This window comes from Steroidobacter agaridevorans (assembly GCF_009932555.1).
Taxonomy (GTDB): domain Bacteria; phylum Pseudomonadota; class Gammaproteobacteria; order Steroidobacterales; family Steroidobacteraceae; genus Steroidobacter; species Steroidobacter agaridevorans.
The window spans coordinates 360217-375365 of record NZ_BLJO01000005.1; the positions used below are offsets into that span (position 1 = coordinate 360217).

10 protein-coding genes are annotated in these 15149 nt (G+C 62.9%); 8 read left to right on the forward strand and 2 right to left on the reverse strand.

The genetic code is table 11. The features are described from left to right. Window positions 1–34: 34 nt before the first annotated feature. The gene (locus GYH35_RS19685; protein WP_161812829.1) at window positions 35–2515 is read right to left on the reverse strand and encodes a TonB-dependent receptor; all 2481 of its coding nucleotides are present in this window, start codon (window positions 2513–2515) and stop codon (window positions 35–37) included. Between the two features lie 267 nt (window positions 2516–2782). Between GYH35_RS19685 and GYH35_RS19690 the strand changes: the two genes are divergently transcribed. Further along, window positions 2783–3400 carry a superoxide dismutase family protein gene (locus tag GYH35_RS19690; protein WP_202624432.1) on the forward strand — a complete coding sequence of 206 codons (618 nt, stop codon included), beginning with the start codon at window positions 2783–2785 and terminating at the stop codon, window positions 3398–3400. Here GYH35_RS19690 and GYH35_RS19695 read toward each other — a convergent pair. Continuing rightward, entirely contained in the window at window positions 3378–5144 is a 1767-nt protein-coding gene (locus GYH35_RS19695; protein WP_161812827.1) for an ArnT family glycosyltransferase, read from the reverse strand. The two genes, GYH35_RS19690 and GYH35_RS19695, sit on opposite strands and share 23 nt — an antisense overlap. A gap of 251 nt (window positions 5145–5395) precedes the next feature. Between GYH35_RS19695 and GYH35_RS19700 the strand changes: the two genes are divergently transcribed. The 7 genes from GYH35_RS19700 (at window position 5396) to GYH35_RS19730 (ending at window position 15145) form a co-directional block, all read left to right on the forward strand. After that, window positions 5396–6985, forward strand: a complete 1590-nt coding sequence (locus GYH35_RS19700) for a phosphoethanolamine transferase (protein ID WP_161812826.1) — start codon at window positions 5396–5398, stop codon at window positions 6983–6985. Between the two features lie 41 nt (window positions 6986–7026). After that, on the forward strand, window positions 7027–7650 hold the full coding sequence (locus GYH35_RS19705) for an RNA polymerase sigma factor (RefSeq protein WP_161829293.1): 624 nt from the start codon (window positions 7027–7029) through the stop codon (window positions 7648–7650). A gap of 4 nt (window positions 7651–7654) precedes the next feature. Continuing rightward, entirely contained in the window at window positions 7655–8689 is a 1035-nt protein-coding gene (locus GYH35_RS19710) for a FecR domain-containing protein (RefSeq protein ID WP_161812824.1), read from the forward strand. Between the two features lie 54 nt (window positions 8690–8743). Beyond that, the gene (locus tag GYH35_RS19715; RefSeq protein WP_161812823.1) at window positions 8744–10411 is read left to right on the forward strand and encodes a BamA/TamA family outer membrane protein; all 1668 of its coding nucleotides are present in this window, start codon (window positions 8744–8746) and stop codon (window positions 10409–10411) included. Window positions 10412–10414: 3 nt separating this feature from the next. Continuing rightward, window positions 10415–11218 carry a phosphatase PAP2 family protein gene (locus GYH35_RS19720; protein ID WP_161812822.1) on the forward strand — a complete coding sequence of 268 codons (804 nt, stop codon included), beginning with the start codon at window positions 10415–10417 and terminating at the stop codon, window positions 11216–11218. After that, entirely contained in the window at window positions 11133–13427 is a 2295-nt protein-coding gene (locus GYH35_RS19725) for a TonB-dependent receptor plug domain-containing protein (protein ID WP_161812821.1), read from the forward strand. Before GYH35_RS19720 ends, GYH35_RS19725 begins: the two co-directional genes overlap by 86 nt. A gap of 149 nt (window positions 13428–13576) precedes the next feature. Continuing rightward, on the forward strand, window positions 13577–15145 hold the full coding sequence (locus GYH35_RS19730; protein WP_161812820.1) for an ATP-binding protein: 1569 nt from the start codon (window positions 13577–13579) through the stop codon (window positions 15143–15145). Window positions 15146–15149 lie beyond the last annotated feature (4 nt).

Below are 15149 nucleotides of genomic sequence, written 5' to 3' on the forward strand. Positions count from 1 at the left end.
AAGTGCCGCCCCCTCAATCATGCCCGCGGTCGCGTTAGAAATCCCACGTCAGCGAGAAACGGAAGTTCCTGCCGTAGATCGGGCGCGCGATGAAGAATGGCGAATTCGCCTCGCCGCTGACGAACGTGCCAGCGCGCGGGTTGCCTTCTGTCAGGCCCACTTCATTCAACAGGTTCTCGCCGCGTACGTAGACCGTCATGCGCTCGATCGGCGACCAGCTCAGGTTCGCACTGAGCACGTCGTACGAAGGCAGCTTCGTGACGTTGGCTGCATCGGTAAAACGATCGCCGAAGTACTGATAGTCCACCTCGAAGCGCACCTGCTCGGCAAGTTTGAAAGCCGGCGTCACCCGATAGCTCACTTCCGGCACGCGCAGCAGGCGGTTGCCGGTGAAGTCGACCGTCGTCGGCGTGCCGTTGACCAACGTGGTCTGCACGAAGTCGCCGAACTCCGGATCCTGCCAGGTCGCGCTGAAGCCGATGTCCAACCAATCGGTCGCGACGACCGTGCCTTCGAGCTCGACACCCAGCGTTTCGGTATCGGTGAAGACGTTCACCTGATCGTAGTTGCCGGTCGTCGGGTTGTAACGAGTATCGCCGAACCGGAACTTGTCGTACTGGGTCTGGAACAGCGTCGCGTACAACGAGAAGCGGTCCGAGTCGTATTTGTAGCCGGCCTCGATGAAATCCATCGTGCGAATCACCGGCGTCGCGAAGGCGTTGGTGATGTAATCGCCGACGCTCGGCAGACGGAACGTCGAGGTATAGCGCGCGAACACGCCCATGCTCTCGAGGAATTGCCAGTTCACGCCCGCGGTCCAGCCGAAATCGTCGTAATCGGTGTCGAAGCGGTCGTACACGCCGGTGCCAGCGAGGACGGCGTCATCGGCCGTGCTCTGCAAAATGCCCAGGTTGCGCGCAGCGGACTGCTCTACCTTGCCTTCGACGTCGACCTGCTCATAGCGCGCACCCAGGTCGATGCGCCACTGGTCGTTCAAGCTCCACTCATCGGAGAGATACAACGCCTTGGTGAACGACTCGCCCTCGCCATTCGCGAACTCCGAGCCATAACGAATGAAGCCATTGTCGCTGAGCGTCCGCACCGGATTGCCCGCGGCGTCGACGGCGACCAGGTCGAGCAGGCGAGCATTGTCGCGAACGTCGATGATCGCATTCGCCGAGTAGCGATCGAATGCCTCGTCGACCTTGGCCAGATAGACGCCGATGGCAACGTCATGCTTCTGGCCCGCGATCTCGAAATTGCGCATCAGGCGCAGATCGTTGAGCAACTCGTCGAGGGGCACGTGCACCTGGCGGAAGGAACCGTCGCTGGTGAGCCCGTTGCCGTTCTGGTTCGCAACGTTGAAGACCTCGTTCGGCGCGTTCACATAGCGAAGTTGCACATCCACCGCACCAGGGACGAGCGTGCCGATGTTGGCGCGCGCCGCTGCGAGCCGAGCCGCGGCGGTGACCGGCGTGTTCGGGAACAGGCCGATGCGCGAGCTTTCCGATTCGCGATAACGCGTGCCATTGCTCAATTTCCAATCGCCAGGCAGCTGATATTCGAACCGCAACGTGTACTGAGTGAGCTCGACATCCGTGCCGCGATCGATATCGAGCGGGAACGTGCCATCGGCATCGCGCAGCGTGACCCGGCGGGTGTCCGGACCCGACAGCGTGCCGAAATGCTCATCGATGCCCGGCACGCCGACCACATCGCCGTCGGCGTCATAGGTCAGCGGCAAGCCGGTGTAGAAAATGACGCGGTCATCGATGCGCTTGACGTTGAAGTCCACCGAGCCGTTGTCGAACGAACGGCCGACCGCAAAGCGCAGCTGACCGCCCTTGTTCGCGGTGTAACCCGCATCGCGCACGCCATCGTCTTCACGATAGAAGCCGCCGAAGCCGAGGCGCCAGTCGCCGACCGGCAAGTTGTACCAGCCATCGACGCGACGCAGGCCGTAGTCGCTGCTCTCGACCTTGACGGTGCCGCCCGCGACGTCGCCGGGCTTGCGAGTGATGAAGTTCACGACGCCGCCGGGCGCGTTCGACGAGAACATCGATGCCGGTCCGCCGCGCACCACTTCGATACGATCGATGGTGTCATCGAGGCGGAACGATTGATCGGCGTTCAACCAGCCGAGGCCGGGATCGTGCTGCACCGGCAGGCCATCTTCTTCCATGGCTACCGCCGAGAACCCTTCTTCGGGAATGCCGCGCGCACGAATATTCGCGCTGGCTTCACCGCCGGTGGACTCGACCCAGAAGCCCGGCACCGAGCCGAGGGCGTCGGCGACACCGAGCGGTGCATCCATGCGCAACGATTCGGCATTGATGGTCGTGACGGCATAGCTCACTTCCACCTTGCGGATCTCTTCCACACCGGCACGGCCGGTGACGACGACTTCTTCTAAGTTGGCGGAGGTGCCGGCGTCCTGCGCCTGAGCAAACCCGGCAACAAACAAGGGCAGCGCTATGACGAGTTGACGACGAATAGCGTGGCTGAGCTGCGACATATGACCGTGGCGTCCTTCTATGTATTGTCGAAAGCGGCCGAGGCCCTTTCGACACGTCCGGCAAAAGGCGTGACTTTTGCCGGACTCTGCTTCGGAAATGCGGCGCATGCTCGTGCGAGCACGTTAAGGATCGATGACAGCATAGTGACGTGGGCGTGACAATCGTCAGTTTTCAGAAGAAACAAAATGTGATTTCCGGCCGACGTCCGTTGGAACGCAACCAATGCGTCATGGATTTACCCCGGTTCGTTTCAGGAGGTGATGCTCATGAACAAGTATGTCGGTCTCGTCGCAATCGCTGCCTTGATCGGCGCCTGTGGTCAAAAAGAGCACACCGCTCCGACCTCCGACGCGCCACCGCCTGCGGGCGACGGTCCATCGGTTGCAACTACTACCGAACCCGAGACGAGGGCGACCGCCGAAGCCACCGCTGGAGCGGCCGTGAAACTCTCGCCCACTCAAGGCAACACCGCGAACGGCGCGTTGAAGATCACCGCCGCGGGCACGGGAGTAAAAATTTCAGGAATGGTCCAGGGACTGAAGCCCGACAGCGAGTTCGGTTTTCATTTTCATGAGAAGGGCGATTGCAGCGCGCCCGACGCCACCAGCGCCGGCGCCCATTTCAATCCCACCAGCCAGGATCACGGCAACCCGCAAGCCCAGCCGCATCACGCCGGCGACATGTTGAATGTGAAGTCGGACGCGCAGGGCGTCGCCGAGGTCGACATCGACAATCCCGAGGTCTCACTGCAATCGGGTCAGCCCAACGATGTCCTCGGCATAGCGCTCGTGGTGCATGCGAAGCCCGACGACTACACGACGCAGCCGTCCGGCAACTCCGGCGACCGCATCGCTTGCGGTGTCATCGCGGTTCAAACGAACTGATCGATTCAGTCGAAACTCGAGGCGGCGGCGCGTAGCGATACAGCGCCGCTGCTTTGCCTTGCGCCACGCATTTCGCATTCGGCTTGCCTCGCACGATGAACCACTCCATGCGATTGGCCATGCCCAATGACTGGGCGGCGGTTTCGCCGAAACATAGCTGCCGGGCGTAATCGTTGACGACCAGCTGGCGCTGCTCCGAGCCGCTCAACCACAGCGCCGCGTCCGCCGCTTCCTGATCCGCTTCTCTCCAACGCGCGTGCCCGAAGTGAACGATGGGACGATGCACGTTGAGCAGATACTGCTCCTTGAAGCCGACGAAGCCGAGCTCGGCGGTGGGATCGTCGATCTGCTCGACCCGCTTGATGAAGGCAGCACCCGAACGAGTGCTGTTCATCACGGGATTGACCCAGTAGCTCACCGTGAGCAACGCGGTGGCAAGCAAGCCTGCGTAAGCCAGGATTCCCCGCGCCGGCCTGACGAGCGCGCAGATCAAGACGCCCGCGATGCCGATCGACAGCAGCGGACCGAAGACGTCGATCTCATAACTGGCAATGAGCTCGAGGCGCTTGGCCGGTTGTATCTGAACGTACGACGCGCCGAGCAAACAAAGCAGTGCGATCGCCGCGGACAGAATGAACAACGTTCGCTGCACCGAGCGACGTTGCATCAGATCCAATAGATAGGGACCGCTCGCGAGCGCGACCGCCGGCAGCGCGGGCAGAATGTAGACGCCGCGCTTGCCGCTGCTGAAACTGAAGAACAACACGACCAGCACGATCCAAGCCGTCAGCAGCCCGACGCGCAAGTCGCCCGCCTGCCACGCTTTGCGCCAATGAGGCACGAGCCAGGGCAGCAGCAACGTCAGCGGCAGCCACAAGCCGGGAATCACTTCGACGATGAAATACCAGAACGGCTCGCGGTGATGCCACGCATCCGTGTAGCGGCCGACGGTTTGATGAAACAGGATTTCGTCGCGGTATGCCGCGAGTGTCGGATCGCCATTGGCTGCCAACAGCATCGGCACGAGCCACGTGCTCACGGCCAGCAGAAATGCCAGCGGCCCGATGAACCACAGCCCGACACTCGTGCTCCGCATGCGTGGCGACCAACGCGGGCCACGCATTGCTGCGAAGGGAATCAACATCAACAACGGCAGAAAGCCGACGCCCTTGGTGATCACACCAAACCCGGCGGCAGCCCAGCCCAGCGCGTACCAACCCCACGCTGGCCCAAGTAATAAATGCCGGACCAATCCATAGAGTCCGAGCACGACCCAGAACAACAGTGTCGCGTCGATCTGCGCCTGGCGCACTTGCCAGACAAATTGAACGGTCAGCAGCAGCGCCAGCGCGGCGGCGAGGCCCGTCTCGCGATTCCACAGCCGACGGCCGAGGTCATGAATAAGGAGCAGACAGGCGAGGCCACTGAGCAATGACGGCAATAAGAACGCGATGCGCAACGAGCCGGTCGCCAGCAGCGACAGCCCCATGATCCAGAAGTACAACGGCGGCTTGTCGGCATAGACATCGCCGCCGACGCGAGGCAACAGCCACTCGCCGGTCGCCACCATGTCACGGACGATCAATGCGAAGCGCGGCTCATCCGCAGGCCAGGGGTCGCGCAGCCCGATGCCGGTCGCGATCAGTAGTAACCCAAGCCCCAGGAGCCAAAACAAGTCGAGCCGGACATCGCGCGCGCCAGTGTCGCCGACGCGAAACACCTTCTGGATCCAACTCGCCTGCATCTTTCACCTTGCGTCTGAAAGTGCGGCGATTATGCCTAAGCCGCCGCAAATTGGTGTTGGACGAGACTTGTGGAAAAAACCAATCGCGTTCGGCGCAAATTTATTTTCGATTGGGCGCAGCGCGGCCGGCCGTCCAACGGTCGATGCACACACAACACCTTCCGGCCGCGCCGCTCCCCTTATCCCTACGGCTTCGCGAGCGTTGGGCCGCTGGCATTCCCTGCTCCTCCGATGTCACGTTCGCATTCGGCGTGTCATTCATTTGGCTGGCGCTGTACAACGTCCGCTTCTGGGAGCTGTCGGCCGCGGCCATGTGGCATCCGAGCGCAGGCGCGGTGCTGTTCATGGCGTCTCTGTTCGTGCTCGCCTGGGTCGTGCTGGCACTGCTGCTGCTCTTGTCGCCGACTCGCGGGGTAATGCGCGCCGCCGCCAGCGCGATGTTCGTCATCGCTGCGTTCAGCGCGTATTTCATGAGCGAGTATGGCGCCATCATGAACCAGGAGATGATGCGCAACGTGCTCCAGACCGACCACGCCGAAGTCGCAGCACTGTTGAACGCAGACATCGCTCTGCATGGTGTGCTGCTCGGAATCGTCCCGGCCCTGCTGGTATGGCGGGTGCGTTTGCCGGAAACGAGCTGGCGCACTCAAATAGGTCAACGCGCAATAGCTGTTGTTGTCGCACTCGGCGTAGCGGTCGCGGGGATGTTTGCCAGCTCGGCCGACTACGCCACCTTCTTTCGCGAGCACAAGCCGGTTCGTTACACCCTCAATCCGATGGCGCCGATCGTCAGCATGGTCGGCCTGGTTGCCGGCAGCAACAAGACGAACGCCAACGCGCCGCTGATCGATCCCGCCGGCAAGATCGAGCGCACAGCCGCGCCTGCAGCCAAACCGCTGGTGTTGTTCCTGGTGATCGGCGAAACGGCGCGTGCCGCGAACTTCCAGCTTGGCGGATATGCGCGCGAGACCAACCCCGAGCTCGCGCAGATCTCCGGGCTGACCTATTTCTCGAACACCTCGTCGTGCGGCACGTCGACGGCGATCTCCGTGCCCTGTCTGTTCTCGCACCTGCCGCGCACCGCGTTCAAAGTCGATGCGGCCGGCCGCTACAAGAACCTGCTCGATTCGCTGGTCCAGGCCGGCTTCGACGTGCAATGGCGCGATAACAACTCCGGTTGCAAAGGCGTCTGCGCGCGCGTGACCAACATCGACTACAACCGGCAGCCCGATCCGAAGTATTGCCACGACTCGAACTGCTTCGATGCCGTCATGCTCGAGGACCTGCCGGAAACCTTACGCAAGATCGAGCGCGACACCGTGATCGTGTTTCATCAGAAAGGCAGTCACGGTCCGTTCTACTCGGAACGCTATCCGCCGCGGTTCGAGAAATTCCAGCCGGCGTGCCGTTCCAATCAGCTCCAGCATTGCAGCCAGCAGGAAATCGCCAACGCGTACGACAACACGATCGCGTACACCGATCATGTGCTGGCCAGCCAGATCAGGCTGCTCCGGGAGGCCAGCTCACGGGTCGACAGTGTGCTGATCTATGTTTCCGATCATGGCGAATCGTTGGGCGAGAACGGCATCTACTTACACGGCATGCCCTACGCCTTCGCCCCGGCGGCCCAGAAAGAGGTGCCCATGCTGCTGTGGACCTCCGAAGGTTATGTCCGACGCGCGCACGTCCAGCCGGACTGCCTGCGCACCGAGGCCAAACTGCCCGTGAGTCATGATTTTTTCTACCACACGGTGCTGGGGGCGGCCGAGTTGCGCAACCAGGCTTATGATCGGCGCCTGGACCTGATCGCCGGCTGCCGCCGCGGAGGTGGCAGCGAATAGCGACGATTGATTTATCGACGGTATCCGTCCTACTGGTTGAAGTGAGCTCCGAACCAAGCACCGACAGCGTATTGATCGCCGCCATGTTGCGCGGGGACGAGGCCGCTTTTCGCCGGTTTTTCGAGACTTATTTCCCGCGTGTCTACCGGTTCGCGCTGCCGCGGCTGGGTAACGATGCCGAGGCCTGCAAAGAAGTGGTGCAAGCAACCTTGGTCAAAGCCATGCGCGGCCTGGCCGGCTTTCGCGGCGAGGCGGCGCTTTTCAGCTGGTTGTGCCAGATCTGTCGCCGCCAGATCGTCGATTACCTGCGCGCTCACAAGCGCCACCATGAGAATGTAGTGCTGATCGACGACACTCCGGGCCTGCGCGAAGCGCTGGAATCCATCGCCGCGCCGGCCTCGGACGAGCCCATGCAGGGCTATAGCAACGCCGAAGCGCGCCGCCTGGTGCAGTCGGTGCTCGATCGGTTGCCGGCACGCTACGGCGATGTGCTGGAATGGAAATATATCGAGGGACGCAGCGTCGAGGAGATCGGCGATCTGCTCGGCGTGGGGCACATAGCGGCGCAATCGCTGCTGGCCCGCGCCCGCACGGCATTCCGCGAGGCATTGGAAACGGTTTTCGGTTCGACTGCGAGCGATGTGCTCGCCGGTATGAGAAAGTAGCGCCATGACGACGGTACGAGACGAACCCGAGTCTAACGACGCCAGCATCGAAGCGTTGCTTCGAGAGGTTGGCGCGCGCGACGAGCCTTCCGCCTCCGCAACGAGCGAGGTCATGTCGGCCGTGCACGCCGAATGGCTCACCATCGTGCAACAACGCCGGCGGCAGCAACGCGTCGTTGCCTGGCGGCTCGCCGCGGGTGTGGTGCTCGCTGTATTGGTCACCACTTTCGCATATCGATTCATGGCGCCCGGGCCCGAGCAATTCGCCAGCATCGCAAGCGTCGATGGGCGCCTGCTGGCAAGCACCGGCGACACGGCGGTCGAAGCTCGCGACGTCGGGCAGCTCATTCGCGTCGGCGACACCATGCAAACCGATGCCCGATCGCGCGCCGCCGTTTCATTCCCTGACGGATTGTCGTTGCGGCTCGATCACGATACCCGGCTCACCGTGGCCGCGACCGATCGAGTCACGCTGGCGTCGGGCGCTGTGTATATCGATGCGCCTCCTGGCGTCGGCAGCGCCAACGCTCTGACGATCGACACGACTGCGGGATCGGTCCAGCACGTCGGCACTCAGTACGAAGTGCGGACCCACGCCGACGCCATGGTGGTCAGCGTGCGCGAAGGCCGCGTGCTTGTCAGCAACGCTTCGACCTCGAACACCGGCGAAGCCGGTCAGGTGCTGCGGCTGACGACCAGCGGCAATCTCACCCGGACCTCGCTCGCGGCCAGCGATCCTCACTGGCAATGGACCCTGGAAGCCGCTCCCGTTTTCGACATCGACAACCAGTCGCTCGCAGCTTTCCTGCAGTGGATCGCCCGTGAGACCGGTCGGCACGTCGTTTACTCCACGCCGCAAGCCGAAGCGGCTGCGGAAGCCGTGAAGCTGCGCGGCTCCATCGCGGGCCTCGATGCCGACGTAGCTTTGACCACCGTGCTTGCGACAACCCAGCTGCGTCGCTATCGAACAGACGCGACCGAGATCGGCATCGAGCTCACGCCGATTGATTCGAGCGCAGCCACGCGTCAAACCCACTGAGCGCCGAGCCGGACGCGAATCATCGCGGCCGAATACGGCGGCGATGGGGGCGCGATGAAATGTTTCACCAGGATTGCCGTTACGACCGCCGCGTCGACGCTGCTCGCCGCACCGCTGGTTCACGCCGCCGATGCGCTGGTCGCGATGCTTCCTGGCAGGACCGCTCTGGACCAGTCACTGCTCCCCTCGGATGCCGAGCTCGAGCAACGCGGCGCCAGCATCGGGCGTATCGACATTCGAATCGACGACGTGTTCGAAGATACCGAGTCGTTGTCGGCGCCCTATCGCATGGTCAATGGCTTGCATGTCTCCACGCATAGCGAGACGGTGCGTCAGCAGTTGCTGTTCCGAAGCGGCGAGCCCTTTCACCGCCGCGTGCTCGACGAGACCGCGCGCATGCTCCGCCATCAGCGCTATTTCAACGAAGCCTCCGTCAACGTGATCCGTTACAACGAGGACAACACCGTCGACGTCGAGGTGCGCGTTCATGACGTGTGGACGTTGAGTCCCGGCTTTTCCTTCGGCCGCAAGGGCGGCGAGAACAAGACGCGCCTGGAATTCGAGGACACCAATTTCCTCGGCTTGGGCAAACAGATCGCAGCGGAGCGCACCAACGACGTCGATCGCACTGCCTGGCGCCTGACTTACACCGATCCTCATCTGTTCGGCAGCTGGTGGACGCTCTCCACCGCCTACTCATCCATGAGCGACGGCGCGGAGCAGGCAATCGGTTTGTCCCGGCCGTTCTACGCGCTCGATTCCCGCTGGAGCGCGAACCTGGGCGCCTCCGACGTCGACAGTGCGATCTCGCGCTACTCGCTCGGCAAGCGCATCGAACGCTACGACATGCAGGAACGGCAGTTCGACATCGGCGGCGGTATTTCTTCCGGCCTGCACGATGGCTGGACCGTGCGGTATCTCGGCGGCTTTCGCTACGACGCGCGCGCATTCGCGACGCGCTTGAACGAGCCCGACGTGGCGATTCCGGACGATCGCACCGTGGCCTATCCCTGGGTCGGCATCGAAGTGCTCCAGGACAGCTATCTGAGCACCCGCAATCTCGATCAGATCGGCCGGACCGAAGATCTCCATCTGGGCCGTAGCGCCCGTCTCGAAGCCGGCTTCGCAAGCACCGCCTTTGGCTCGACGCGCGACGCCTTCATCTTGAACGGCGTGTTGCAGGCGGGCGCCGATCTCGGTCACGAGCGCTATCTCATCAACGGCCTGGGCTGGCGCGGACGCCTGGAAGACGGTTCGCTCCACGACGCCGTGCTCGACGCCAGCAGCCGGTTGTATCTGCGTCAGTCCGAACGACGCGTGTTCTTCGCGTCGATCTCGGGATCGATCACGTCACACCTGGACCCGGAGAATCAACTCCTGCTCGGCGGTGACAATGGACTGCGCGGCTACCCCCTGCGCTATCAGGCGGGCAAGACCAATGCGCTGCTGACGCTGGAAGAACGTTTCTACAGCTCATGGCAGCCGCTGAAGCTGTTCAACGTCGGCGCCGCGGTGTTTTACGACGCCGGTCGCGCGTGGGGCCAGGACGAATATGCCGCTCCGCCGGCAGGCTGGCTGCAGGACGTAGGCATCGGTCTGCGGCTTGGCAGCGCCCGCTCCGGCCTCGGCAACGTCCTGCACATCGACCTGGCGATGCCGCTGAATCGACCCGACAACATCGATTCCCTGCAACTGTTGATCGAAACCAAGAAATCCTTCTGAAGCATGCCGACTGCAATGTTCTATTGGCGCCACGTGCGCGCGCCCTTGGTGATGTTTGTAGTGCTCGCCGCCCTGCTCGCCAGCACCAGCCTCGATATCTCCATCGCGCATGCGCTGTACTTCGACGAAGCTCACTCGCGCTGGCTGGGCGCGACCAGTTGGTGGACCAACGAGCTGATCCACCGTGACGGCGCCTGGCTCATGCGCAGCGTGGCGGCGCTGGCGCTGGGACTTTGGATAGCGACCTGGGTGCATCCCCAACTGCACGAATTGCGTAGACCCGCTCTGTACTTCTTCGTTTCGATCGTGCTGTCGGTGGGTCTGGTCGGGCTGCTGAAATCGCTGACCAACGTCGATTGCCCGCGCGACCTGACCGAGTTTGGCGGGGCGTTCCCGTTCATTCATCTGTTCGAGCATCGTCCCGCAGCGTTGCGTCACGCCCGTTGCTTCCCCGCCGCGCATGCCAGCTCCGGTTACGCGCTGCTGGCCTTATACTTCGTGCTTCGCGAGCGTAGTCGAATAGCCGCGCGCTTCGGCCTGGCAGCCGGCCTGGCGATGGGTCTGGTGTTCGGCATCGCTCAGCAGTCGCGCGGCGCGCATTTCGTTTCACACGATGTGTGGAGTGCGATGCTCGTATGGACGGTCTCGCTATCTCTGTACACTTTCGCTTTCAAGGCCCGGCTGTGGAATGCCGCGCCTCCTCGATCTCAATGGGAGTGCAATGAAGTCAGCGCTGCGGCGCGTCGCCTGCCTGTCGACGGGACTGTTGATGTGCCACCCAGCGCTGGCGCAACTGCAGGGCCGTAACGTCGGCGATGTGCTCAAGGATCTGCGCGCCCAGGGCCTGATCTTTATTTACAACGACCAGATCGTGCCGGCGAATCTGCGCGTCGAGGCCGAACCGGGCGCGACTCGTGGACTGGAACTGGCTCGGGAAATCCTGGCCGCGCACGGATTGTCGCTGTCCGAGGCGGCGCCGCGCGTTTACGCAGTGGTCCGCGATTCATCCAACGCTTCGACGCGACCGCCGCCGCCGCGAAAGCAGGAGCCCGAGCGGCTGGAAGAGGTCGTCGTTCAAACCAGCCGTTACGTGCTGGCGACCGATAACATCGCGCCCAAAAAATTCCTGACCCAGGACGAAGTGCAGGCGATGCCGCGCCTGGCGGATGAAACATTGCGCGCCGTGCAAAGGTTGCCTGGCGCGGCGACCAACGGTGTATCGAGTCTCGGGCCGATTCGCGGCGGCGAACCGAACGAGACCGCCATTCTCCTGAACGGGCTGCGGTTGTACGAGCCGTTTCATCTCAAGAATTTCTACAGCCCGGTCAGCTTGCTCGACTCCCGCCTGATCGACGGCATCGAGTTCTACTCGGGCGGCTTTCCTGCGCCGTACGGCGATCGCATGAGTGCCATCATCGATGCGCGCACCATTCGCCCGGCGGAGCGCTATTACGAAGCCGGGATCAGCTTCTTTCATACCAGCGCGCTCGCCGCGACCGGCTTCGGCGACGGCCGCGGCCGAGCGCTGATCTCCGCCCGTCGCGGCAACCTTGGCGATCTCGCGCAGTTCGCGGAGGAGGACTTCGGCAAGCCGGACTATTCCGATGGGTTCGCGCGTGCCGAATACGCGCTGACCGACTCCACGCACATTTCCTTCGACGCACTCGCCTCCGGCGATCAGATTACCGCCAAGCGCGACGATGGAACTCAGCAGGCCCGCGCCAGGTATCGCAACGCCTATCTCTGGCTCACGCTCGAGCACGATTGGTCGCCCGACCTGTCGAGCCGGGTCATCGGATCATTCACCGACCTGGTCAACGAGCGGCGCGGCTCGGTCGAGCAGCCCGGCCAACGCTCCGGCCGGGTGAAGGACGACCGAACCTTTCACATCGCCGGACTGCGCTTGGAAAACACCTGGGACACCGGCGCATTCACGCATCGCTTCGGCGGTGAAATCCGCAAGCTGTGGGGCGACTACGACTACTCGCTCGATCTCACCGTCTCGCCCGACTATCCGTTCCCTGGCTCGCCAGGCTCCGTGACTACGCGTCGCGCCTCGCCGGCGCCGGAGGGCTATGAGAACTCGGCGTATTGGGACATGCGAACGACGCTCGGCCAGCGCTGGACCATCGAGACCGGCCTGCGCGTCGATGTGCAGACTTATGACGGCAGCGACGATGGCGAACAAGTGAGCCCGCGCTTGAGCGTGCTTTATCAACTCTCGCCTGCCACCACGCTGCGCGCCGGCTGGGGACGGTTCTTCCAATCCCAGGGCATCAACGAGCTGCAGGTCGAAGACGGCATTTCGACGTTCTATCCCGCGCAGCATGCGGACCACGTCATCGCCAGTCTCGAACATGCTTTCGACGAAGGGTTCAATCTGCGCGTCGAGGCTTATCGAAAATACTATCGAGAGCTCAATCCGCGCTTCGAAAACATGTTGGATCCGCTGGTCTTGTTTCCGGAGGCGGAGTTCGATCGCGTCAAGGTCGACGCGCGTGGCGCACGCGCCGAGGGCATCGAAGTACTGATGCAGATGCGGCCGCGAGGCCCTTGGAGCGGTTGGCTCAGCTACACGTGGTCACAAGTGACGGATCGCATCGGCAGCGAAGACGTGCCGCGCAGCTGGGACCAGCGACATGCCATCAATCTCGGCGTGACCTGGGCGAGTGGCCCGTGGACCGCCACCGTCATCAACAGCTTTCACAGCGGCTGGCCGACCACGGAACTTCCGATAGATCCCACCACGGGAGTGCCCCGCATCGACGTGTCGGTGCGCAATCGCAGCCGTCTGGAGGACTTCAATTCCCTGGACATGCGGCTGACTCGCACGTTCCTCATGCCGCGAGGCGCGCTGGACGTCTTCATCGAGCTGACGAACGCGACTTCGCGGGACAATCCTTGCTGCGTGGAGTATGAGCCGCGGCAGAACGCGGACGGCTCGACCAGCTACGTCCGCGACTTCAGTTCCTGGCTGCCGCTGATCCCGTCGGCAGGAGTGCTGTGGCGATACTGACGATCGCGGAAAATACCTAGCCGCTTCTGCTTCCGATCGTGACCGAGCGCACACGCCGCGCTCGCGCCGGTCGCGAAGATTCGCAACCGCAGCCAGTATTAGAAAACTCCCTGGATCGCCCATCCGGGGCTGCGAGGAATAGAGGTTAGATGAAGATCCTGCATCTCGAGGACAACCCGAGCGATGCGCTCATCATTGAGCGCGGCATTCAGCGACAAGGCATCCCGGCGACATTCATTCAAGCACGCGGTCCCAGCGAATATTCCGCCGCCTTGCAGGCCGGCGGCTTCGATGTGGTGCTGGTCGACAACAATCTGCCGGGCTACAGCGCCGAGGATGCGATCCTCGAAGCCAAGACGGCCTACCCCGATGTGCCGGTGATCGTGTGTTCCGGGGCGGCGCTCGAATCCGAAGTGGCGGCGAGCTTCGCGGCCGGCGCCAACGACTACGTGCTCAAGGATCATCTTTGGCAGCTGAGTGCAGCACTGCGCCGGAATATCAAACCGCCCGCGCCGGTGGTCGCTCCTCCACAAGCGGCGATGATGTTGCTGGTCGATGTCGTGCAGAAGCTGTCTCTGGCTCGCGGGCTCGACGCCATCGTCGACATCGTTCGCAAGGCAGCCCGCCAGCTCACCGGCTGCGACGGTGCGACGTTCGTATTGCGCGATGGCGCACACTGTTACTACGTCGACGAGGACGCGATCTCGCCGCTGTGGAAAGGCCAGCGCTTTCCGCTGGAGACCTGCATCAGCGGCTGGGCCATGCTCAACAGCCAGTCCGCCGTCATTCCCGACATATATAAGGACTCGCGCATCCCGCACGCCGCCTATCGGCCGACGTTCGTGCATAGCCTCGCGATGGTGCCGATCCGCTCTTACGCACCCATCGGCGCCATCGGCAACTATTGGGCGAGTGAACACGAGTGCACACCCCAGGAATTGATGCTCCTGGAAGCCCTGGCCAACACGACCGCGGTGGCGATGGAGAACGTCGAGGTCTATCAAAACCTGGAACGTCAGGTCCGCGAGCGCACGCGCGAGTTGCAGACGGTGAACCAGGAGCTCGAAGCGTTTTCATCGGCGGTATCGCACGATCTGCGGGCGCCGCTGCGAATCATGAATGCGGAGCTGGATATGGCTCGCGAGCATGCCGGCGTGCTGCCAGCATCGTCGGTCGCTCGACTGCGAGACTCCACAGCGCGCATGGGTTCGCTCATCGACGACTTGCTCCGCCTGTCTCACATCGCTCGCACCGAGCTGTATTTACAGACGACCGAGCTCAGTGAAATCGCCGGCAAGATCATGACCCGGCTGCGCAACGCCGAGCCGAAACGGGATGTCGAGGTCAGCATCGCGCCGGGTCTGAAGGTGACGGCAGATGCGGGGCTGATGAGCGTGGTGCTGGAAAATCTGCTGTCGAATGCCTGGAAGTACAGCTCCAGACGCGAGCGCGCCCGCATCGAGCTGAGCTCCTATGTCGACGGCGCGGGCCGGGTCGTTTATCGGGTGCAGGACAACGGCGCGGGCTTCAATCCGAATCAAGCGGACCGGCTGTTCAAGCCGTTCACTCGCCTGCACGACGCTCGGCAGTTCCCGGGTGTGGGTATTGGCCTGGCCACCGTCCAGCGTATCGTGCACCGTCACGGCGGCGAGATCTGGGCGGCCAGCGACGGCCGCACCGGCGCGCAGTTCATGTTTACTCTTGGCGAGCAAACATGATTTC

Bases quoted from the DNA above. Each gene is read 5' to 3' on its own strand.
- GYH35_RS19695 (WP_161812827.1), bottom strand. From the start codon at position 5,144: ATGCAGGCGAGTTGGATCCAGAAGGTGTTTCGCGTCGGCGACACTGGC.
- GYH35_RS19685 (WP_161812829.1), bottom strand. From the start codon at position 2,515: ATGTCGCAGCTCAGCCACGCTATTCGTCGTCAACTCGTCATAGCGCTG.
- GYH35_RS19730 (WP_161812820.1), top strand. From the start codon at position 13,577: ATGAAGATCCTGCATCTCGAGGACAACCCGAGCGATGCGCTCATCATT.
- GYH35_RS19720 (WP_161812822.1), top strand. From the start codon at position 10,415: ATGCCGACTGCAATGTTCTATTGGCGCCACGTGCGCGCGCCCTTGGTG.
- GYH35_RS19715 (WP_161812823.1), top strand. From the start codon at position 8,744: ATGAAATGTTTCACCAGGATTGCCGTTACGACCGCCGCGTCGACGCTG.
- GYH35_RS19690 (WP_202624432.1), top strand. From the start codon at position 2,783: ATGAACAAGTATGTCGGTCTCGTCGCAATCGCTGCCTTGATCGGCGCC.
- GYH35_RS19710 (WP_161812824.1), top strand. From the start codon at position 7,655: ATGACGACGGTACGAGACGAACCCGAGTCTAACGACGCCAGCATCGAA.
- GYH35_RS19725 (WP_161812821.1), top strand. From the start codon at position 11,133: ATGAAGTCAGCGCTGCGGCGCGTCGCCTGCCTGTCGACGGGACTGTTG.